At 69.7% G+C, this 20,289-nt stretch carries 20 protein-coding genes and 1 pseudogene; 15 read left to right on the top strand and 6 right to left on the bottom strand.

Translation table 11 applies throughout. From position 1 onward, the window contains the following. Positions 1-11: 11 nt before the first annotated feature. The 4 genes from Scani_RS15650 to Scani_RS15635 form a co-directional block, all read right to left on the bottom strand. Entirely contained in the window at positions 12-1,403 is a 1,392-nt protein-coding gene (locus Scani_RS15650) for an NAD(P)/FAD-dependent oxidoreductase (RefSeq protein ID WP_159475414.1), read from the bottom strand. After that, entirely contained in the window at positions 1,400-1,627 is a 228-nt protein-coding gene (locus tag Scani_RS15645; protein ID WP_159475411.1) for a ferredoxin, read from the bottom strand. The genes Scani_RS15650 and Scani_RS15645 overlap by 4 nt, the downstream gene beginning before the upstream one ends. Positions 1,628-2,171: 544 nt before the next feature. Beyond that, a complete protein-coding gene (locus Scani_RS15640) occupies positions 2,172-2,309 on the bottom strand; it encodes a hypothetical protein (RefSeq protein WP_218039185.1) in 138 nt (45 codons plus the stop codon). Positions 2,310-2,381: 72 nt separating this feature from the next. Continuing rightward, positions 2,382-3,185: a Cof-type HAD-IIB family hydrolase gene (locus tag Scani_RS15635; RefSeq protein ID WP_159475408.1), complete on the bottom strand. Its 804-nt coding sequence runs from the start codon at positions 3,183-3,185 to the stop codon at positions 2,382-2,384. A gap of 284 nt (positions 3,186-3,469) precedes the next feature. Between Scani_RS15635 and ppgK the strand changes: the two genes are divergently transcribed. The 6 genes from ppgK to zwf are packed head-to-tail and all read left to right on the top strand — an operon-like array spanning position 3,470 to position 9,035. Further along, positions 3,470-4,237: a polyphosphate--glucose phosphotransferase gene (gene ppgK / locus Scani_RS15630; protein ID WP_246295816.1), complete on the top strand. Its 768-nt coding sequence runs from the start codon at positions 3,470-3,472 to the stop codon at positions 4,235-4,237. Positions 4,238-4,258: 21 nt separating this feature from the next. Beyond that, complete coding sequence (locus Scani_RS15625) at positions 4,259-5,485, top strand: transketolase family protein (RefSeq protein ID WP_159475405.1); 1,227 nt, start codon at positions 4,259-4,261, stop codon at positions 5,483-5,485. Then, positions 5,482-5,805: a transaldolase family protein gene (locus Scani_RS15620; RefSeq protein ID WP_159475402.1), complete on the top strand. Its 324-nt coding sequence runs from the start codon at positions 5,482-5,484 to the stop codon at positions 5,803-5,805. Before Scani_RS15625 ends, Scani_RS15620 begins: the two co-directional genes overlap by 4 nt. A 39-nt stretch (positions 5,806-5,844) precedes the next feature. Beyond that, positions 5,845-6,876, top strand: coding sequence for a phosphogluconate dehydrogenase (NAD(+)-dependent, decarboxylating) (gnd, locus tag Scani_RS15615; RefSeq protein WP_159475399.1), 1,032 nt, complete (start codon positions 5,845-5,847; stop codon positions 6,874-6,876). A gap of 5 nt (positions 6,877-6,881) precedes the next feature. Then, complete coding sequence (pgl, locus tag Scani_RS15610; protein ID WP_159475396.1) at positions 6,882-7,583, top strand: 6-phosphogluconolactonase; 702 nt, start codon at positions 6,882-6,884, stop codon at positions 7,581-7,583. A 42-nt stretch (positions 7,584-7,625) separates the two neighbouring features. After that, positions 7,626-9,035: a glucose-6-phosphate dehydrogenase gene (gene zwf, locus Scani_RS15605; protein WP_159475393.1), complete on the top strand. Its 1,410-nt coding sequence runs from the start codon at positions 7,626-7,628 to the stop codon at positions 9,033-9,035. A gap of 81 nt (positions 9,036-9,116) precedes the next feature. Here zwf and Scani_RS42405 read toward each other — a convergent pair. Continuing rightward, a pseudogene (locus tag Scani_RS42405) lies at positions 9,117-9,632 on the bottom strand (TerD family protein); the annotation flags it as partial. 368 nt (positions 9,633-10,000) lie between these two features. On the opposite strand from Scani_RS42405, the gene Scani_RS15595 reads away from it, so the two are divergent. From Scani_RS15595 to Scani_RS15580, 4 genes are all read left to right on the top strand, one after another. Next, the gene (locus Scani_RS15595) at positions 10,001-11,104 is read left to right on the top strand and encodes an IS110 family RNA-guided transposase (protein WP_425577505.1); all 1,104 of its coding nucleotides are present in this window, start codon (positions 10,001-10,003) and stop codon (positions 11,102-11,104) included. 309 nt (positions 11,105-11,413) lie between these two features. Further along, positions 11,414-12,697 carry a bifunctional 3-oxoadipate enol-lactonase/4-carboxymuconolactone decarboxylase PcaDC gene (gene pcaDC, locus Scani_RS15590; protein ID WP_159475387.1) on the top strand — a complete coding sequence of 428 codons (1,284 nt, stop codon included), beginning with the start codon at positions 11,414-11,416 and terminating at the stop codon, positions 12,695-12,697. Positions 12,698-12,808: 111 nt separating this feature from the next. Continuing rightward, positions 12,809-13,450 (top strand): MBL fold metallo-hydrolase, encoded by a 642-nt coding sequence (locus Scani_RS15585; RefSeq protein ID WP_159475384.1) that lies wholly within the window; start codon positions 12,809-12,811, stop codon positions 13,448-13,450. Between the two features lie 37 nt (positions 13,451-13,487). Continuing rightward, positions 13,488-14,267 carry an exodeoxyribonuclease III gene (locus Scani_RS15580; RefSeq protein WP_159475381.1) on the top strand — a complete coding sequence of 260 codons (780 nt, stop codon included), beginning with the start codon at positions 13,488-13,490 and terminating at the stop codon, positions 14,265-14,267. Positions 14,268-14,364: 97 nt separating this feature from the next. Here the strand turns inward: Scani_RS15580 and Scani_RS15575 are convergent, their stop codons facing one another. Next, on the bottom strand, positions 14,365-16,176 hold the full coding sequence (locus Scani_RS15575) for an SGNH/GDSL hydrolase family protein (protein ID WP_159475378.1): 1,812 nt from the start codon (positions 16,174-16,176) through the stop codon (positions 14,365-14,367). A 216-nt stretch (positions 16,177-16,392) separates the two neighbouring features. On the opposite strand from Scani_RS15575, the gene Scani_RS15570 reads away from it, so the two are divergent. The 5 genes from Scani_RS15570 to Scani_RS15550 all read left to right on the top strand — a co-directional run bounded on the left by Scani_RS15570 (position 16,393) and on the right by Scani_RS15550 (position 20,230). Next, positions 16,393-16,833, top strand: a complete 441-nt coding sequence (locus Scani_RS15570) for a DUF6278 family protein (RefSeq protein WP_159475375.1) — start codon at positions 16,393-16,395, stop codon at positions 16,831-16,833. 177 nt (positions 16,834-17,010) lie between these two features. Next, positions 17,011-17,754 carry an amino acid ABC transporter ATP-binding protein gene (locus Scani_RS15565; RefSeq protein WP_159475372.1) on the top strand — a complete coding sequence of 248 codons (744 nt, stop codon included), beginning with the start codon at positions 17,011-17,013 and terminating at the stop codon, positions 17,752-17,754. A 13-nt stretch (positions 17,755-17,767) separates the two neighbouring features. Further along, positions 17,768-18,706, top strand: coding sequence for a glutamate ABC transporter substrate-binding protein (locus Scani_RS15560; RefSeq protein WP_159475369.1), 939 nt, complete (start codon positions 17,768-17,770; stop codon positions 18,704-18,706). A 19-nt stretch (positions 18,707-18,725) separates the two neighbouring features. Next, a complete protein-coding gene (locus Scani_RS15555; RefSeq protein WP_159475366.1) occupies positions 18,726-19,370 on the top strand; it encodes an amino acid ABC transporter permease in 645 nt (214 codons plus the stop codon). Continuing rightward, on the top strand, positions 19,367-20,230 hold the full coding sequence (locus tag Scani_RS15550; protein ID WP_159475363.1) for an amino acid ABC transporter permease: 864 nt from the start codon (positions 19,367-19,369) through the stop codon (positions 20,228-20,230). The genes Scani_RS15555 and Scani_RS15550 overlap by 4 nt, the downstream gene beginning before the upstream one ends. Positions 20,231-20,289 lie beyond the last annotated feature (59 nt).

Here is a 20,289-nt window from a genome sequence, read left to right as displayed (position 1 = left end):
GGGGCTTCCTCCTACCGGTGCTGCCACGCGGCGGTGACGCGCCGCTCGCTCGGGTCGTGGCCGGTGACGACCACCGTGGCGCCCTGGGCGAGCAGTTGGGGGCTGGGGAAGTCGACGGGCACCGGCTTCGCGTCGGCGGGCCCGTCGGGCGTGGGGCAGGGCGGCGGGAAGGGCGCGGCCGTCTCGATCAACTGCCGGTAGTGGTCCAGCCACTTCGCGTTGTTGAAACTCACCGCCGCGGTGACGCGGCCTTGGTAGCCGTATGCGGCGACGAAGCGGTGGTCGGGCACCGATCCCTGGGTGACGACGACCTCGTCGGCGAAGGTCGGCACACCGACGGACTTGATGTTGACGCCGAACTGGATCGACCAGAACGTCGGGATGGTCAGGTGTGGCCAGCGGTCCGCCTGGGCGCTGACCATGTTGTGCGCCGCGACCTCGGCCTGCTCCACGGCGTTGGCCCAGTGTTCCAGCGAGATGAGCCGGTACTCGTAGATCGGGTTCGGGCAGCGTGCCACGTCTCCGGCGACGAAGATGTCGTCGGTGATCAGGCCGTCGAGGGTGAGGGCGCGACAACCCGTGTCGCAGGCGATTCCCCATACGCCCGCCGCCAGTCCCGAGTCCCGCAGCCAGTCGGTGTTGCGGATGCCGCCGAGCGCCACCACCGCCACGTCGGCGTCGATGGTGCTGCCGTCGGAGAAGTGAGCGCGGCGGAAGTGCCCCTGTGCGTCGCCCTCCAGGTGGGTGACCTTGACACCGCAACGCAGGTCGACGCCGTGGGCGCGCTGCATGTCCGACGCGACCTCACCGATCATGGCGCCGAGCGCCCCGACCAGCGGGGCCGGCGCGAGCTCGGCGACGGTCACCGGGATGTCGCGCTCGCGGCAGATGGAGGCGATCTCGGAGCCGGTGAAGCCCGCGCCGATGACCAGGACGCGGGAGGGCCCGGCAGCGAGGGCTCGCTGCAGGCCGTCCGCGTGCTCGCGCGTGCGCACGACGAACACCCCGTCCAGGTCCGCCTCGGACTCGACGAACCAGGGCCGGGCCCGTACCCCGGTGGAGATCAGCACTCGGTCGAAGGGAACCTCGCGGCCGTCGGCGAGATGCACGTGGTTGGTCGCCAGGTCCAGCCCGTCGGCGGGCACGCCCAGCAGCCACTCCGCATCGATGTCACGACGTCGCGGCAGCGTGGTGCCCCCGGCCGGCACCCACCCGGTCAGCACCTGCTTGGACAGCGGAGGCCGGTCATAAGGCTCGCCCACCTCGTCACCGATCATGGTCAACGACCCGGTGAAACCCTCGGCGCGCAGAGCCTCCGCGGCCCGCAGTCCCGCCAGTGACGCCCCGACGATCGCGATGCGGCCGTCGCGCTTGAACGCTTGCAGGGTGTCAGCGCTGCTCATGACGGCGGCGCCTGAACCGGTGCGTCCCGCTCCTCCAACTGGTCGACCAGAATGGCCTGGAGCGGGCAGGCCGCCGCGGCCCGCAGCACCTGTTCGCGCTGGGCGTCGTCGGGCGTCGGGTTGTACATCAACGCTTCCTCGCCGTGCATCCGGAAAGCGTCGGGAGCCAGGAACGCGCACTGCGCATACCCCTGACACCGGGAAAGATCAACGACAACTTTCATCCCGAACTCCCTTTCAGGGACTGCGAATCTGCGAGCCCTGAGGCGGCACTATTACGACGCCCAAAGCGCGAGGCACGCCTTCGAGGAAGGGATTCGGCAGTTGCTCACCCCTGCGAATGCGAAGGGGTGCACCACGCTCGTCAAAGGTCTCCGCAGAAAGAGTTGATTATCGCGCTGAGGGTCCCGGCGTCGGTAAAACCGCCTGGAGAACCTGACCTTGTCATCAAAGCCTATCCCGCGCCCACGTCGTCCGCACCTTGGGGAAAGGGACGTGCGGGCGTCGGTCACCCAGCGTCCGCGGGTTGACCGAAGAGGAGGAGCGCGCCTCTGGGCTGGGCGGATGGCGCTTGTTGAAGGGACTGTCCACCGCGGTTCAGCAAGCACACCCGCAGTCTCTGGCATATCCGACACCACAGCCACCCGGACCGAGCCACCCGGCTCGCCGGGGAGCAGCAGCTACGGCTGCCCGCCGAGTACCGCGGCGCCCGCATGATGCCGTGGCCAGCCGTGCCCCGTGAGGACGTCGCCACGTTCCTCGCGGTGGTCAACCCGGCGCTGCTGTCCGGCCTTCCGTGGCCGGACAGGCGACGGTCGAGCCAGTGCCGAGGCCGACGGTCATGCCGTCCTCCATGAGCTCGGCCGCAGCCTCGGCGGCAAGTTGCTTGTCATGCTCGACGCTCATGGATGTCCTCCTCCTTGGCCAGGCCGAGTGCCAGGCTCAGGGCAGCCAGGCCCGGGAATGCGGCGACGCGGGTCACAGGATGAACTGCTCGACCGCGTTCGCGAAACCCTCTTCCTCGTTGCTCGTCGTCACCCGCCTCGCCGCGCGCTGGACCTCGTGGCTGGCGTTGCCCATCGCGATGGACAGTCCCGAGTGGGCGAACATGAGCACGTCGTTGGGCATGTCGCCGATCGTGGCGATCTGTTCGGGGGAGATCTGGAGCTTGGCGGACCAGTATTTGACGACACCGCCCTTGTTGGCCTGAGGATGGGTCACATCGAGGTAGTAGGGCTGCGAGCGGGCGGCCGAGACATGCTCGCCGAACTGCGCGCGAGCGGCGACCGCGGCCGCCTCTACGACCTCGTGGTCATCGCAGACCCCGACGACCTTGGCGATGCCCTGCTCGAGCCCGTCGAAGCCGGGAACGAGTGTGGGCGCGAACTGCACCGTCCAGCTCTCGCGATCCACGTGCGGCCCCTTCACGTCGCGGACGTACCAGTCGGCGCCCCGGTAGATCCAGACGCTGAGGCCGAACGACTCCATCAGCGCGACGACCGGGGCCACCACCTCCGCGGGAATGACCTGCTGCTCGACAACAGTCATATCCGGATCGACGATGAGACCACCGTTGAAGGCGGCGAGTTCAGTGGCCAGCGCCAGGGGCTCGATGATCATGGACATGCCCCGGGGTGGTCTCCCGCTGGTCACCGCGAAGAGGACGCCGGCGTCGTAGAGCTTGTGGACCGCCTGGACGGCGCGGTCGGTGAGGACCTTGTCGCTCGTGACCAAAGTGCCGTCGACGTCGGCAAGAAGCAAGCGGATCGGTCGGGTTGGCATCACACCTCCGTAAGCTCTGGTCGCGGTCGGCCCGGGTGGAGAGGCAACGGCTCATGGGTGCGGGGGAATTGTCGGACCGATTCCCAGTCGGCTTGATTTCTCATGCTTTTCCGGGCACGCAATGCTTGGATATACCCCTGAAGTATCGAAATAACCCCATAAGAGCGATGTGGCGAATGTAAGGGATGTATGGGAATGTAAGAGGCATAAGCGAAGCTCTTGCGGGGCTTGATGTCCAAAATTCACGCAACGCATTTTGGGCCAGCCCCTGAGGGGAGCGGGCAGTGGCGCAGGCAATTCCGGACAAGACGGCCCACGTGCTGGGGGTCGACATCGGCGGGACCGGCATCAAGGGAGCGCCGGTCGACCTCGAACGCGGCAGCCTCATCAGTGAGCGGGTCCGGATCCCGACCCCGCAACCAGCGACCCCGGGGGCAGTCGCGGACGTGGTCGTGCAGGTGCTCTCCCAGATCGGCGTCCCAGGACCGGTCGGGCTGACGCTCCCGGCCGTCATCCGGGGCGGCAAAGTCCAGACGGCCTCCAATATCGACCCGGCCTGGATGGATACGAACGCGGCTCAGCTCTTCGCAGAAGCGACCGGCCGCGACGTCAGTGTGGTGAACGACGCCGACGCGGCCGGGATCGCCGAGATGCGCTTCGGCGCCGGCAAGGGACGCGAGGGCGTCGTCGTGATGGTGACGCTCGGCACCGGTATCGGCAGTGCCGTCTTCTCCGACGGGCTCCTGGTGCCCAACAGCGAGCTGGGGCACCTGCCGCTGCACCACGAAGATGCCGAGGACTGGGCCGCGGAGTCGGTGCGCGAGCACGACGACCTGTCCTGGAAGAAATGGGCGCACCGTGTGGAGAAGTATCTCGAACTCGTCCAGCGGCTGCTGTGGCCCGACCTGATCATCATCGGCGGCGGTGTCAGCAAGAAGGCCGACAAGTTCCTGCCGTACATCGAGCTCAGGACCGAGATCGTGCCGGCGCAGCTGTTCAACAATGCGGGCATTGTCGGCGCGGCGCTCTTCGCCCCGGCCGGGGAAGGCTGACCCCGGCCCGCCGCGCTCGAGATGCGGGCAGGGGAAGTACCTTCAGGGAGGCTCGCATTGAGCAACAACGACCTGGAAACACTTTCCGTCAACACGATCCGCACTCTGTGCATGGACGCCATCCAGGCGGCCAACTCCGGCCATCCTGGGACGCCGATGGGAATCGCCCCGGTCGCGTACACGCTCTGGCAGCGCTTCTTGCGCTTCGACCCGGCCGACCCGATCTGGCCCAACCGCGACCGCTTCGTGCTGTCGGAAGGACACGCCTCCGCATTGCTCTGGTCGCTGCTCCACCTCACCGGCGTGCAGGCCGTCGACCCCGCCTACCAGGTCCTCGGCCGACCCGCCGTGAGCCTCGACGACCTCAGGACGTTCCGCCAGCTCGGCTCGCACTGCCCCGGGCACCCGGAGGACTGGCAGTCGGCGCTGCCGACCTTCGCGGCCGACCCCAAGGGCATCGCCGGCCGTGACTCCAGCGGCCAGGTGCTCAACGCGCTTGCCCAAGTCGTGCCGTGGGTGTTCGGCGGGTCGGCGGACCTTTCGCCGTCGACCAAGATCCACCTCACGTTCTCCGGCGCCGGCGACTTCCAGGCCACTGACCGCTCAACCCACGACTCGATCGGGGTCGGCGAGGACGGTCCGACCCACCAGCCGCTCGAGCAGCTCGCGTCGCTGCGCGCGATGCCGGGTCTGCTGGTGTTCCGCCCGGCCGACGCGAACGAGGTCGTCGAGACCTGGCGGGTCGTCGCCGCGCTCAGGCACGAGCCGGCGGTGCTGGTCCTTTCCCGTCAGGCGCTGCCGACCCTGGACCGCTCCGAGGTGGGGGCCGCATCCGGGGTGGCCAGGGGAGCCTACGTCCTGGTCGACGCGGCGGACGGCAGGCCCGACGTCGTCCTGCTCGCCACCGGGTCGGAGGTGCAACTCGCGCTCGCGGCCCGCGACGAACTCGCCGCCGAGTGCCTCGCGGCTCGCGTGGTCAGCATGCCCTGCTGGGAATTGTTCGACCGTCAGCCCAAGGAATACCGCGACTCGGTCATCCCGCCCGGGGTCAGGGCCCGGGTCGCCATCGAGCAGGCGGCGACCCTCGGCTGGGACCGCTACGTCGGCGACGGCGGCGCGGTCGTCGGCATGCACACGTTCGGGGCATCGGCGCCGCTCAAGCAGCTTCTGACCAAATTCGGCTTCACCCCCGAGAAGGTCACCCAGGTTGCCCGCGAGTGCGTGGACGCCGGAAGGGAGCAGGGGTGAACGTAACCCAGGCGCTTCACGAGCAGGGCCAGAGCATCTGGCTGGACAACATCACCCGTTCGATGCTCGATACGGGGCAGATCCAGCACTACATCGACCAGTACTCGGTGACAGGGCTCACCTCCAACCCCTCGATCTTCGACAAGGCGATCGGCTCCGGTGACTACGACGACGCGATCCGCGCGAAGGTGGCGGGCGGGCGCAGGGGCGAGGAGCTGTTCTTCGAGCTGGCCATCGAGGACCTGCAGCGGGCCGCCGACCTGTTCCTGCCCGCGCGACCGAGCCTGAGCTCGGCCACGACTCGTCCGCGAACGCGCTGATCCGGCACTACCGCACGCTCAAGGACTAGGAGGCACCACATGGCGACAGACAAGCCCATACAGCTCGGGATGATCGGGCTCGGCCGGATGGGGGCGAACCTGGTGCGTCGGCTGATGCGAGACGGCCACCATTGCGTCGTGTCCGACGTCAACGCGGCCGCCGTCGCCGAACTGGCCGGCGAGGGCGCGACGGGCGCAGACTCACTCCGGGATTTCATTGCGAAACTGGACAAGCCACGGGCCCTGTGGCTCATGGTTCCGGCTGCGACCGTCGACTCCGTCCTCGACCAGCTCGAGCCGTTGCTGGAGCCCGGCGACATCCTGATCGACGGCGGAAATTCCTACTACCGCGACGACATCACGCGCGCCAAGCGTCTTGCCGACAAGTCGCTGCACTATGTCGACTGCGGGACCAGCGGTGGGGTCTGGGGGCTGGAGCGCGGCTACTGCCTGATGATCGGCGGCGAGGACGAGGTCGTGGCCCATCTCGACCCGATCTTCAAGACGATCGCTCCCGGCGAGGGCAGCGCCGAGCCGACGCCGAGCCGGACCCGGACCGACGGCACCGCCCCGCGCGGGTACCTGCACTGCGGGCCGAACGGGGCCGGGCACTTCGTGAAGATGGTCCACAACGGGGTCGAGTACGGGATGATGGCCGCGATCGCCGAGGGCCTCAGCATCATCGAGCGCGCGAACGCCGGCAAAAGCCGGCAAGAGGTCGACGCGGAGACGACACCGCTGCGCGATCCGTGGGCCTACCAGTACGACATCGACGTCGGAGAGGTGGCCGAGGTCTGGCGGCGCGGCTCGGTCGTCGGCTCGTGGCTGGTCGACCTGACCGCCGATGCCTTCGCCGGCTCGCCCTCGCTCGACGCCTTCGCCGGGCGGGTCTCCGACTCCGGGGAAGGCCGCTGGACCGTCCTCGCCGCGGTGGACGAAGGCGTCCCGGTACCGGTCATCACCACCTCGCTCTACGAGCGCTTCGAGTCCAGGCAGGCCGGGGAGTTCACCGACAAGATCCTCTCGGCGATGCGCTCGGAGTTCGGTGGGCACGCCGAAAAGAAGGGCTGAGGGCTGTGCATCACGAACTTGAGGTCGTCGCCGACCCCGATGCGGTCGCCGGCACCGCGGCGGCGTTCGTGGCGCGGCTGGCCCGGGCCTGCGTGCAAGCCCACGGCCGGTTCACGTTCGCCGTCAGCGGGGGGCACACGCCATGGGCGATGTTCGCGCGGCTCGCACATGAGGACGTCCCCTGGGAGCACGTGGCGGTGTTCCAGGTCGACGAGCGGGTCGCGCCCGACGGCGACCCGGACCGCAACCTCACCCACCTGCGGGAGAGCCTCGATGCGGCTCCGGCCGAGGTCATCGCGATGCCCGTGAACGACGCCGACCTTGACGCGGCGGCCGCCGCCTACGGGCGGTCGCTGCCCGAGCGCTTCGACCTCGTTCACCTGGGCCTCGGCCCGGACGGGCACACCGCCTCGCTGGTGCCACAGGACCCGGTGCTCGAAGTCTCGGACCGGCCGGTGGCCCTGACGGCCCCCTACATGGGCCACCAGCGCATGACACTCACCTATCCTGCGCTCGCTCGCGCCCAGCAGGTGCTCTGGCTCATCACCGGAGCGGACAAGCATGAACCGCTCTCGAAGCTCATTGCGGGAGACCGGTCGATTCCCGCCGGCCGGGTCGAGGCGGCGGCGTCGCTCGTCCTCGCGGACGCGGCGGCGGCCGGCCGGAGCCCTGCTCGCGTAGGCGCCCAGTCGCCGACAGGACCATGATGCCCGACCCTATTGCCGTGCCGGCTCCGTAAGGAGGATGAGGTGGCTTCGAAAACGTCGAACGTTTCCGCAGACGTGCTGGTCATCTTCGGGATCAGTGGCGACCTCGCACGTAAGATGACGTTCCGCTCGCTCTATCGGCTCGAGCGGCGCAAGCTGCTGACCTGCCCGATCGTCGGAGTGGCGCGCGACAACTGGTCCGACGACGCGCTGCGTGACCATGCCCGCGCGGCGATCAAGGCAGCGGGCGAGCCGCTGGACGACAGCGTCTTTGCCCGGTTCGCCGCTCGACTCAGCTATGTGCAGGGCGACTACGCCGACCCGGAGACGTTCCATCGCCTCGCCCGGGCGGTCAACGGCAAGCGGCGCCCGGTCTTCTACCTGGAGATCCCGCCGTCGCTGTTCGCCCAGGTGGTCGGGGGCCTGGCAGGCGCCGGGCTGACCAAGGGCGCCCGGGTCGTCGTGGAGAAACCCTTCGGGCATGACCTCGCGTCGGCGCGCGCCCTCAACGCCGAGCTGCGTCAGCTCCTCGATGAGGATCAGCTGCTGAGGATCGACCACTTCCTCGGCAAAGAGCCGGCGATGGACATCCAGTTCCTGCGGTTCGCCAACTCCGTGTTCGAGCCGGTATGGAACCGCGACCACGTCTCCTGCGTGCAGATCACCATGGCCGAGGACTTCGGGGTCGAGGACCGTGGCCACTTCTACGACCCGGTCGGCGCACTCCGCGACGTCGTGCAGAATCACCTGCTGCAGCTGCTCGCCCTGGTGGCGTCCGAGCCGCCGTCAGCCGCCGATGCGGACGCACTTAGGGACCGCCGGGTTGACGTGTTCCGGACGATCCCCGACGCCGACCCGGCCCACTACGTCCGCGGGCAGTATGAGGGGTACCTGCAGGTCCCCGGCGTGCGGCCGGGCTCACGCACCGAAACCTTCGTCGGATTGCGGCTGGAGGTCGAGAACTGGCGCTGGTCCGGGGTGCCGTTCTTCATCCGCGCCGGCAAGTCGCTCCCCGAGCGAGTGACCGAGATCCGCATCGTGTTCAAGCGCCCGCCGCGGCTTGCGTTCGCGGAGCGGTTCGCGCCCGAGCCCGACCAGTGGATCCTGCGGATCGATCCGAGCCCTGGCGTGAACTTCCGCATCCAGGCCAAGCAGCCGGGCAAGCAGGACACGCAGCCGGTGGACCTCGACCTCCTCTTCGCGGCTGAACTCGGTGAGGCACCCGAGCCGTACGAGCGCCTGCTCAGTGACGCAATGCAGGGCAACGCGAGCCTGTTCACCCGGGAGGACTCGGTGGAGGAGACGTGGCGAATCGTCCAGCCACTGCTGGAGGCGCCCGGCGACCCCGAGCGCTACCGGCAGGGGACCTGGGGACCAGCGGGAACGAGCAAGCTCGTCGCCGGATATCCGCCATGGCACGAACCATGGCTGCCGACGAGGCCGCCCAACTGACACAGCCGCGCCCCGGGGGCCGTCGAGTCCGTCGGCCCAGTCCTGTCCGACCGCGCGGAGTTTCCACACCGGCTGGCCGTTGGGGGACCGGTGCCGGGAGAGCTCGGCGACGACCATCGCGCGGATGGCAGGGTCGGCGTGCGGCTGGAACGTCCAACTGGCTGTGGCACACGCCACGGACAGTTCTGCGTGGGTGAGTAGCCGCATGCCAGGCCGGTGTCGACGTCCATGTTGATCGCGATCGTTATGCGCTGGATGTGCTCTGGGGGCTGTGAGGTGGACGGCGTCGCGCTCGACGGTGTGCGTGCCGTTGGTCTGCTTGCCCAGGAGGCGCGCTGCCCCGTGGGCGGCGGACGGTTGGTTGTAGAAGACGAAGTCCTCGTCTGGGGAGACCTGGCTCTGCGCGTCGGTGAGGAACAGGGTGAGGTCGGCGTCTGCGCCGCCGAACCTGAACGCGACGGTCAGCCCTTCGCACGCCTCATCGGGCAGCGTGGGCGTCGCGGTCGGCTCACCGGCCAAGGGGGTGCCGTGAGAGCAGGCTGAGAGGGTTTGTTGCAGATGCGACGATCCCGAGTATGGGGCCGTGCGTGCCGGCATTGAGCCGGACTCGGAGGGCCGCCAATTTCTTCCCAATGCGTGCGCTCTTTGTCACCAGCGGGCGCCAGTTGGCGAATGGTCGCCGTCGGCGGTCAGGTTCCACCACAGCTATTCATGCGTCCTGTAGGGCGGGAGACTTGGTCGGTGCTGTCCCGGGTCCGGGGTCTGACTCATGAGACGTTTGACCGGCGTGTCTTTCTCGCACAGCGTCGACCGTTGGCCGGGGATGGTGCGTTGTTGGTACCGGGCTGGCGGGGTGTGTCTCGATAGGGGCTTGCCGATCAATCAGGCGTCATCACAATTCTGACCGCCCGACGCGGCCCGGTGCCGGCAACGCGATGAGCCATCGGACCGGAAGGCGAACGGGCATGCCCAGACATAACGCGTCCAGTACGCCCCCTGCTCCGCGTACCCGCCGACGCCAGTCCACGGCGGAGGTGGTTCTGGGGGTGGACACGCACCGGGACACTCATGTGGCCGCCGTCCTCTCCTCTCTCGGGGCAGTGCTCGGCACCGAAGGGTTCCCGGCCACCGCCGCCGGATACCGTGCGCTACTCGAGTGGGCCGGCGGCTTGGGCACGGTACGGAAGGCCGGAGTGGAAGGAACCGGGTCCTTCGGAGCCGCCCTGTCCCGCTACCTGCTGTCCCAGGGCGTTGAAGTGTTCGAGGTGAACCGGCCCGATCGGACCGACCGTCGTCTTTGTGGCAAGTCGGATCCTCTCGATGCCCAGAACGCCGCCCGGGCGGTGCTGAGCGGGCGGGCACGCGCCCGCGCCAAAACGGGCGATGGACCCGTACAGATCGCCCGGATGTACAAACTTACCAAGGGGTCGGCAGTCAAGGCCCGCACTCAAGCGATCAATCAGATCAAGGCCGTTCTCGTTACCGCTGATCCCGCCCTGCGGGAAGAGCTGGCCGGGCTGGGCAACGTGGAACTCTTCCGTGCCTGCGCGCGGTTCGCCGACGGCAGCAAGGACGACGAAGGCGACGAAGAGACGGTACTGCAGGCCACCCGCACCACGCTGTGCCTGCTGGCCCACCGGATCGAGCAGCTCACCGAGCAGATCCAAGACGCAGAACACCGCTTGACCCGGCTCGCGGAACGCCACGCCCCGCAGCTGCTCGCGTTGGTGGGCATCGGTCCGGACACGGCCGTGACTGCGCTGATCACCATGGGGGACAACCCGGAGCGTCTGGGCAGCGATGCATCGTTTGCCGCGCTGTGCGGGGTCAGCCCGGTCGAGCACTCCTCGGGCGCGCGGCAGTACCGCCGCCTCAACCGCGGCGGCGACCGGCAGGCCAACGCCGCCCTGCACCGAATCGTGCAGACCCGCCTGCGCTGCGACCCGCGCACCCAGGAGTACTACGAACGCCGCATCAAACAGGGCAAGACCCGACGTGAAATCGTCCGATGCCTCAAACGCTACGCCGCCCGCGAGGTGTTTCACCTGGTCAAAGCCATACAGCCGTGACCCCCCTTATAGGGGCTGTTGTGAGATCTGAGAGCGTGAAGGGGGTGAGTGAGATATCGACACACCCTGCAAGGCCGCTTTGATGGGCCGGTAGACGCCCCGGTCCTGGTCACGGGCAAGGCACCCGCGTCCGTACCGGCGGATCATGGTGAGCTACGACGAGCCGGGTTACCCGGTCGTCCACACCATCTCCACAGCGAGGCCCTGACCTGTGCAAACCCCGTCTCGGACGCGCCCGGCGGTCGCAATCCGGCAGCTCTTCCTGACCCAGGTGTCAGGATCTTGTCAGAGAGTCGGTAGCGTGGCCGGGTGAGTGAGAAGACCCTGCAGCACCGGATCGACGGCCCCGACGACGCCCCCGTACTCGTACTGGGCGCGGCGCTCGGGACCACATGGCACATGTGGGACCGGCAGATCCCCGAGCTGACCCGCCACTGGCGCGTCATCCGTTTCGACCTGCCCGGGCACGGCGGCTCGCCCGCCCACGCGGCGGCCTCCATCGCCGAACTGGCCGACCGGCTGATCGCCACCCTCGACGCCCTGGGCGTGGACCGCTTCGGCTACGCCGGCTGCAACATCGGCGGAGCCATCGGCATCCAGCTGGCGCTCACCCGCCCGCACCAGGTCACCTCGCTCGCCCTGGTGTCCACCTCGCCGCGCTACGGCACCGCCGACGCCTGGCGCCAGCGCGGGGTGGTCATCCGCACGAACGGGCTGGACCCGATCGCCCGCACGGCGCCCGAGCACTGGTTCACCCAGGGCTTCGCCGGCGCCCAGCCCGCGATCGTCGAATGGGCCGTCCAGATGGTGCGGACCACCGATCCCGGCTGCTACATCGCCGCCTGCGAGGCGCTGGCGTCCTTCGACGTACGGTCCTCCCTCGGCCGGATCGGCGTTCCCACGCTCGCCGTCGTCGGCTCAGAGGACCAGGTCACGCCGACCACCGACGCCCGCACCCTCGTCGCCGGAATCCCGGACGCGAGCATGGCGCTGGTGCCCGGCACCTCTCACCTCGCGCCGGTCGAGCAGCCCGCGGCGGTCACCGAACTCCTCATCCGGCACTTCTCCACGGCCTGGCACGACAAGCCCGGCCCCGGCGGCCAGAACGCCATCGGCGCCGCCGCCCCCAAGCCGCAGATCGCGCCTCCGCCGCCCCCGGCGGCGCCGCCCGCCGCCATAGAGTCCGGCTTCGCCCAGCCGGAACAGGCCCGAGGCGCCACGTACGAAGCGGGCATCAAGGTCCGTCGTGAGGTCCTCGGTGACGCCCATGTCGACCGGGTCGAGGCCGCCGCCGACGACTTCACCGGCGACTTCCACGACTTCATCACCCGCTACGCCTGGGGCGAGACCTGGACCAGACCGGGCCTGGACCGCCGTACCCGCAGCGTCATCACGCTCACCGCGCTGGTCGCCCGTGGCCACCACGACGAGCTGGCGCTGCACATCCGCGCGGCCCTGCGCAACGGCCTCACCCCCATGGAGATCAAGGAAGTCCTGCTGCACACCGCCGTCTACTGCGGTGTCCCGGCGGCGAACTCCGCCTTCGCGGTCGCCCAGCGGGTGATACGGGAAGAGACGACGCCGGAGAGCTGACGGGCTCCCACGGGGCGGCGCGCGGACGTGCCGCGGCGAGGCCGGGAATGGATGTGCCGCGGCGAGGGGCGGGAGCGCACCCGCCGCGGCCCGCCACGGCAAGATGGCCCCATGGAACTCACCAAGAAGACCCACGCCTGTGTCCGGTTGGAGAAGGACGGGCGGACGCTCGTCATCGACCCGGGTGTGTTCAGCGAGGAGGACGCGGCCGTCGGCGCGGACGCGATCCTCGTCACCCATGAGCATGTGGACCACTTCAACGAGGACCGGCTGCGGGCGGGCATGGAAGCCAACCCGGCGGCCGAGATCTGGACGCTGGCCAGCGTCGCCGACCAGCTCGTCGGCGCCTTCCCCGGCCGGGTGCACACGGTCGGCGAAGGGGACACCTTCACCGCCGCCGGCTTCGAGGTGGAGGTGCACGGCCAGATGCACGCCGTCATCCACCCCGACATCCCGCGTGTCACCAACGTCGGTTACTTCATCGACGGCGGCGCGGTCTTCCACCCGGGCGACGCCCTCACCGTCCCGGAGGGGCGTACGGTCGACACCCTGCTGCTGCCCGTCCACGCCCCCTGGAACAAGGTCGCCGAGATCATCGACTATGTGCGCGAGGTCGCGCCGCGTCGGGCCATCGACATCCACGACAGCCTGCTCCAGGACCATGCCCGCCCGATCTACGACTCCATGATCGACAAGCTGGGCGGTACCGACCACGGCCGTCTCACCCCGGGCCACAGCACCGGCTTGCGCTGAGGGCCGGCTGTCAGTGCCGCGCGGTAGGTTTGCAGGCATGCGCATCGCGACCTGGAACGTCAATTCGATCACCGCCCGCCTCCCGAGGCTGCTGGCCTGGCTGGAGAGCACCGGCACGGACGTGCTGTGCATCCAGGAGACCAAGTGCACCGCCGAGCAGTTCCCGTACGACCAGCTGCGCGAGCTCGGCTACGAAGCCGCGGTCAACGCCGACGGCAGGTGGAACGGCGTGGCGCTGGTGTCCAAGGTGGGTCTCGACGACGTCGTCATGGGCCTGCCCGGCGGCCCGGAGTACGACGGGGTGCAGGAGCCGCGGGCCGTCTCGGCGACCTGCGGCCCGGCCCGGGTGTGGTCGGTGTACGTCCCCAACGGCCGCGAGGTCGGTCATGCGCACTACACCTACAAGCTCGGCTGGTTCGAGGCGCTGAAGGCGGCGGTCGCCGAGGACGCGGCGGGCTCCCGCCCGTTCGCTGTCCTCGGCGACTACAACGTCGCACCGACCGACGAGGACGTCTGGGACCCGGCCGTCTTCGAGGGCGCCACCCATGTCACGCCCGCCGAGCGCGCCGCCCTGACCGCCCTGCGCGAGGCGGGTCTGTCGGACGTCGTGCCGCGCCCCCTCAAGTACGACCGGCCCTACACCTACTGGGACTACCGCCAGCTCGCCTTCCCCAAGAACCGCGGGATGCGCATCGACCTCGTCTACGGCAACGAGCCGTTCGCCAAGGCCGTCTCGGACGCCTATGTGGACCGTGAGGAGCGCAAGGGCAAGGGCGCCTCGGACCACGCCCCGGTCGTGGTGGACCTCGACGTCTAGGGCGGCCCGCTCCGGGGCGACCTGCCGCCGACGGGAGCCGGTGCGGCCTGCCCGCACCGCCCGCCGACGGGCCCGCGCCGTCGGGCCCGCTACGGCGTCAGTCCCGCTCCGGCACCAGCGCCCGGAGGTCCACGGCGTTGCCGAGTGCCTCCAGGCCCGTGTCGCCGGGGTGGAGGTGGTCACCGCTGTCGTAGGCGGGCAGCAGCCGGGCGGGCCGCTGCGGATCGCGGAGCACCGCGTCGAAGTCCAGCGTGGCGTCGAAGACCGTGCCGGCCTGGTCGCGTACGAACGCGTTGACGGCCTGGCGGCGGGCCTCCACGGCCGGGCTGCAGTCGGGGTAGCCCTCGCACGGCGCGACGGTCGCCACCACCACCCGCAGCCCCCGCTCGTGCGAACGCCGCGCAAGGGCCCGCAGCCCGGCGATGACCTCATCGGCCGAGGTCCCCCAGCGCACATCGTTGATGCCCTCGAACACCACCACCGTCCGCGCCGAGGGCTGCGCCAGCACATCGCGCTCCAGCCGGTGCTGGGCGCTCACCCCTCCGGTGTCCGTGCTGACCCCGTCGCCCGGATAGCGGTCGGTGACGATGCGGTTCGCCGAGATGCCCTGGTTGACCACGCCGTAGCGGGGCAGCGCGTGCTGCGCCTGGAAGCGGCGGGCCAGCACATCGGGCCAGCGCCGGTTGGCGCCGCTCGTCGACTTCACCCCGTCGGTGATCGAATCGCCCAGGGCCACGATCGAGCCGGGGCCGCCCGCGACATCGACGCCCGTCAGGAACGGCCAGAAGGTCATCGTCTCCGGGTAGGCCGCGCCCGTGGTGTCCGCGGTGCGGTCCCCGCTGCCCGCGGCGCTCAGGTACGACAGCTGGGCCGCCTCCTGGTGCACCGGCGCCGCCGTCACCGTCCCCGGCAAATGGATGCTCACCACGAGGTCGGTGCCGGCCGGGACGGTGAAGTCGACGGGATCGCTGAACGCCTCGGCCCCGGCCGGAACGCGCACGCCCCGGTGCCCCTTCGCGAAGGTCAGCGGTACCGGCGCGCGGTCCGCCGCCGCCCCCGCGCCACGCACCGCGATGCTGGCCGCTCCGATGTCCACCGGCGCGGCGGCGAAGGTGTTGGCGATCCGTATGCGCGCCCGCGGCCCGCCCGCGCCGCTGTGCACCACCAGTCGCAGCGTACGGTCGGTCCAGGGGCCGACCGCCCGGTAGCCGGCCGTGCTCGCGGCCCAACTCCCGGTCCTGCCGCGCCCGCTGTCCCGTACGGACACCGCGAACACATGCAGCGCGCCGGACGCGGCGGCCGGCTCGGGCAGCACCACCGAGCTCAGCTCCCGCCCCGCCCGCAGCGCCACGGTCACCGCATACAGCCGGGCCGCCCCGGGCAGCTGCCCGCCCGGACCGTTGATATGCGGCAGCGTCACCGCCTTGGTGGCGAGCGGCCCCGACCGCCAGTCGGGGGCGGTGAGTTCATAGCTGCTGTGCGAGCCGTCCCGGTAGCGCACGGTCCCGGTGCCCGAGGGGGCACCGCCCGTCCCGGCGACCAGGAAGGTGAGCGCCTCGCCCCGGCCGCCCACGGTCACCTGCTGACCGTCCGCCACCACGTTGTCCGGCGTTCCGGGCGCGGTGCGCGGCAGGCGGAGCCGGGCTCCGTCGAGGGTCGGGGTGCTCCCGGGCGACCAGCCGGCCGCCGCGAGGTCCTGAGCGGACAGCGAGTGGCCCGCACCGTCGAAGTCGGCCGCGCCGGGCCGGGAGTTGTCGCTGACGGCCCGGTTGTCGAAGAGTCGCGCCAAGGGCAGTGGGAGGCGCGGGCGGTGCGCCGCGACGGCCGTCGCGGTTCCGGCATCGGTGGCCGGCAGTGCGGTCGCGGTGAGCAGCAGGACCAGGGCGGTGCCCCATCGTCGTCCACGCATCGGTCCGTATCCCTCCGGTTGGCGCCAACGGGCAGGTGTGCACTGCGTTCCAGGCCGGTCCCGCGAAGGGGCTGGGGGGTTCCTGGGATCCAGCAGATCCGATCCGAGCGCCATGAAGGTAGGAAGGCGCGGGGGAGGCGTCAAGGTGACGAACGGGGCACGGGTGTGCCGCGCGCCTGTGGCCGCGACCACAGGGCGGGTGGGACCCTGCAGACCATGAACATGTCTTTCCTGGACAGGTGGCGCAAGCGGCAGCGCGCACACCGGTCCGTACCGCTGGCGGAGTCGGTGCGCGCCGATCCCGACAGCGTCGTGGAGCTGCTGTCCGAGTGCGAACTCCTGCGGGCCCAGGCCGCCACCGCGGGCGTGGAACTGGACGACTCCGTAGGGTCGTTGGAGGCGCTGGACCAGCTGCAGCCCGTATGGCGGGACGACCCGGAGGTGCTGCCCTGGCTCGGCAACGACGCCGGTCTCTACCTCGGCACGGTCCTGGTCCGCACGGTGCGCGGCGCCGTCTGGCACGTATGGCCGGACGGGCAGCCGGTGGTCCGGCTGGCGTCCGGGCGGGAGATCGACGTGGTGGCCACGGGTCACGAGTGGGCCGATGTCGGCGCGCCCGAGTTGTCGCAGGTCTACGCCGAGGCCTCGGAGAGCTGACCCCGGTGGTCGGGAGCGCGGGCGGCAGCCCCGCGCCGGCCGTGCGGAAGGTTCATCCGTAACCCTGATTTATCCGCCCATCTCCGTGCATGCGTGCGTGTCAGTGAAGAAGCGCCCTGTTCCCCCCGGTAGGTTGCGGGCTCTCCGCTGTACGGATGAGAGTGGGCAGGTCTGCATATGGCCGGTGATGCGCTGATTGAACTGCGCGGGGTCAACAAGCACTACGGAAAACTGCATGTCCTGCGGGACATCGACCTCACCGTCGGCCGCGGGGAGGTGGTCGTGGTCATCGGGCCCTCCGGGTCCGGGAAGTCCACCCTGTGCCGGGCCATCAACCGCCTGGAGACCGTCGAGTCGGGCGCCATCGAGCTGGACGGGCAGCCGCTGCCCGAAGAGGGCCGCGCGCTGGCCCAGTTGCGTGCCGAAGTCGGCATGGTCTTCCAGTCCTTCAACCTCTTCGCCCACAAGACGGTGCTGGACAACCTGATGCTGGCGCCGATGAAGGTCCGGAAGAAGAAGAAGGACGAGGCCGCGCGGCGCGCCCGTGAACTCCTGGACCGGGTGGGGCTCGCCTCCCAGGCCGACAAGTACCCGGCGCAGCTCTCCGGCGGCCAGCAGCAGCGCGTCGCCATCGCCCGGGCACTCGCCATGGACCCCAAGGCGCTGCTCTTCGACGAACCGACCTCCGCCCTCGACCCGGAGATGATCAACGAGGTGCTGGAAGTCATGCGGCAGCTCGCCCGGGACGGCATGACGATGGTCGTGGTCACCCATGAGATGGGCTTCGCCCGCTCCGCCGCCAACCGTGTGGTGTTCATGGACGACGGCCGCATCGTCGAGGACCGCACCCCCGAGGACTTCTTCACCGCGCCGCGCAGCGAACGGGCGAAGGACTTCCTCTCCAAGATCCTCAAGCACTGACGGGGGTGCCGTGATGCCGCACAGCCACTCCTCGCCCCTGCGCCGTGCCCTCGTGGGCCGCGTGCTCGTCGTGTTCGCCGTGCTCGCGCTGGCCCTCTCCGGCTGCGGCCGGGAAGGGAGCCCGCCGGCCAAGGGCCCCAAGGGCAGCGAACTGCCGCAGTACCCGGTCGCCAAGAACTTCTCGCTGCCCGACTCCCCGACCTGGACGAAGGCCAAGCGCCGCGGCCATCTCGTCATCGGCGTCAAGGAGGACCAGCCCTACCTCGGCGAGCGGGACCCGGCCTCTGGCCAGTACACCGGCTTCGACATCGAGATCGCCAAGATGATGTCCGCCGCCCTCGGCTTCCCTCCCCACACCATCGAGTTCAAGACGATCGCCTCCGCCAACCGCGAGACCGCCCTCCAGAACGGCCAGATCGACCTCTACGTCGGCACCTACACCATCAACGACAAGCGCAAGAAGCTGGTGGGCTTCGCCGGTCCCTACTACATGGCGGGCCAGTCGCTGCTGGTGCGCGCCGACGAGAACGACATCCACGGCCCCCAGGATCTGGCCGGCAAACGCGTCTGCTCGGCGGCCGGCTCGACCCCCTACCAGCGCATCCAGGCCGAGTACCCCAAGGCCGTACTGGTCTCCTACGACACCTACTCGGTGTGCGTGGACAACCTGCTCACCTACCAGGTCGACGCGGTCACCACCGACGACGCGATCCTGCTGGGGTACGCCGCCAAGGTGCCCGACGAGCTGAAGGTGGTCGGCAAGCCGTTCTCCGAGGAGCCGTACGGCATCGGCGTTCCCCGGGGAGACAACGCGCTGCGGCTCGCGCTGGATGACGCGCTCGCCGCGAACGAGAAGAACGGCAACTGGCAGAAGGCGTACGAGGCGACCCTCGGGACGTCCGGCGTGCCCGCCCCCAAGCCGCCCCCGATCAACCGCTACCCGGCGTCCTGAGCCGCCAAGGAACTGACCGATGAACGTTCTCCTCGACAACCTCTCCCTCTACGGGAAGGGCCTGCTGGGCACCGTCGAACTCACCGTCTTCGCCTCGCTGCTCGCGCTCGTCCTCGGTTTCCTGATGGCCGCGTTCCGGGTGGCGCCGGTCGGCTCGCTGCGGGCCTTCGGCACGGCATGGGTGACGGTGCTGCGCAACACGCCGCTGACGCTGCTGTTCTTCGCGGTGGTGCTGGGCCTGCCACGCTTCGGCTTCGTCCTGCCCTTCAACCTCTTCGCCATCCTCGCGCTGGGCTGCTACACCTCCGCCTTCATCTGCGAGGCGGTGCGCTCCGGCATCAACACCGTGCCGGTCGGGCAGGGCGAGGCGGCCCGCAGCCTGGGCATGACCTTCCCGCAGACGCTGGGCGGGATCGTCCTCCCGCAGGCCTTCCGGTCCGTCATCCCGCCCATCGGCTCCACCCTGATCGCGCTGGCCAAGAACTCCGCGATCGCCGGCGCGTTCAGCGTCACCGAACTCCTCGGGGTCTACAAGCCGCTCAGCGAACTGGGCTACAGCATCATCTGGACCTTCGTCTGGATCGCCGTCGGCTACCTGATCGTGACCTTGACCATCAGCGCGCTCTTCAACGTGCTGGAGAAGCGCTACGGAGTCGCTCGATGACCACCGCCCTCTACGACGTCCCCGGCCCGCGGACCAAAGCGCGGCACCGGCTCTACGGGCTGGTCTCGACGGTGCTGATCCTCGCCCTGATCGGCTGGGTCCTCTACCTCCTCTTCGCCACCGGCCAGTTCACCGCGCCGAAGTGGACTCCCTTCACCTACAAGGGAATTCAGGAGCTGCTGCTACGGGGCCTCGGCAACACCCTGAAGGCCTTCGCCCTCGCGGCGGTGCTGTCGCTGGCGCTGGGCGGGGTGCTGGCGACCGGCCGGCTCTCGGAACACCGGGCCCTGCGCTGGGTGTGCACGCTGCTGGTGGAGTTCTTCCGCGCCATGCCCGTACTGGTCATGATCTTCTTCATCTATGTGGCGCTGAAGGCCGAGCCGCTGATCGCGCTGGTCGCCGGCCTGACCCTCTACAACGGCTCGGTGCTCGCCGAGGTCTTCCGTACCGGCGTCCACTCCGTCGACCGCGGCCAGCGGGAGGCCGCTTATGCGCTCGGCATGGGCAAGACCCAGGTCATGACGCACGTCCTGGTGCCGCAGGCGGTCCGGGCGATGCTCCCGGCGATCATCAGCCAGCTGGTGGTCGCCCTGAAGGACACCTCGCTCGGCTACCTCATCACCTACGAGGAGTTCCTGCACGCCGGCAAGCTGATCGCCTCCAACCTCGACTACGACCTGCCGTTCATCCCCGTCGTCATGATCATCTCGCCGATCTACATCGGGATGTGCATGCTGCTCTCCTGGCTGGCCTACTGGGTCTCCAAGCGGCAGCGGCGCAATCCCAAGGTGGAGGGCGTCGAGGTGGCCGCCCCGGAGCCGGGCACCCTGCTGCCGGGAGGCCATCAACCGCCCAGGTGACGGCCGCCCATGAGGGGCGGAGGGAGGACGCCGGCAGCGTTGCCCGCCGCCCTCCCCGC

The organism is Streptomyces caniferus (genome assembly GCF_009811555.1).
Lineage (GTDB): Bacteria > Actinomycetota > Actinomycetes > Streptomycetales > Streptomycetaceae > Streptomyces > Streptomyces caniferus.
Note: the sequence above shows the minus strand (reverse complement) of the source record. Positions and strands in the feature narration are given on the sequence as shown.

Excerpts from the sequence above, each read along its gene's own strand:
- Scani_RS15565 (WP_159475372.1), top strand. The coding sequence starts at position 17,011 with ATGGCCGGTGATGCGCTGATTGAACTGCGCGGGGTCAACAAGCACTAC.
- Scani_RS15640 (WP_218039185.1), bottom strand. The coding sequence starts at position 2,309 with ATGAGCGTCGAGCATGACAAGCAACTTGCCGCCGAGGCTGCGGCCGAG.
- Scani_RS15625 (WP_159475405.1), top strand. The coding sequence starts at position 4,259 with ATGCGGGCAGGGGAAGTACCTTCAGGGAGGCTCGCATTGAGCAACAAC.
- Scani_RS15580 (WP_159475381.1), top strand. The coding sequence starts at position 13,488 with ATGCGCATCGCGACCTGGAACGTCAATTCGATCACCGCCCGCCTCCCG.
- gnd (WP_159475399.1), top strand. The coding sequence starts at position 5,845 with ATGGCGACAGACAAGCCCATACAGCTCGGGATGATCGGGCTCGGCCGG.
- Scani_RS15555 (WP_159475366.1), top strand. The coding sequence starts at position 18,726 with ATGAACGTTCTCCTCGACAACCTCTCCCTCTACGGGAAGGGCCTGCTG.
- Scani_RS15595 (WP_425577505.1), top strand. The coding sequence starts at position 10,001 with ATGCCCAGACATAACGCGTCCAGTACGCCCCCTGCTCCGCGTACCCGC.
- Scani_RS15570 (WP_159475375.1), top strand. The coding sequence starts at position 16,393 with ATGAACATGTCTTTCCTGGACAGGTGGCGCAAGCGGCAGCGCGCACAC.
- Scani_RS15650 (WP_159475414.1), bottom strand. The coding sequence starts at position 1,403 with ATGAGCAGCGCTGACACCCTGCAAGCGTTCAAGCGCGACGGCCGCATC.
- Scani_RS15585 (WP_159475384.1), top strand. The coding sequence starts at position 12,809 with ATGGAACTCACCAAGAAGACCCACGCCTGTGTCCGGTTGGAGAAGGAC.
- Scani_RS15560 (WP_159475369.1), top strand. The coding sequence starts at position 17,768 with ATGCCGCACAGCCACTCCTCGCCCCTGCGCCGTGCCCTCGTGGGCCGC.
- Scani_RS15635 (WP_159475408.1), bottom strand. The coding sequence starts at position 3,185 with ATGCCAACCCGACCGATCCGCTTGCTTCTTGCCGACGTCGACGGCACT.
- Scani_RS15550 (WP_159475363.1), top strand. The coding sequence starts at position 19,367 with ATGACCACCGCCCTCTACGACGTCCCCGGCCCGCGGACCAAAGCGCGG.
- Scani_RS15645 (WP_159475411.1), bottom strand. The coding sequence starts at position 1,627 with ATGAAAGTTGTCGTTGATCTTTCCCGGTGTCAGGGGTATGCGCAGTGC.
- Scani_RS15575 (WP_159475378.1), bottom strand. The coding sequence starts at position 16,176 with ATGCGTGGACGACGATGGGGCACCGCCCTGGTCCTGCTGCTCACCGCG.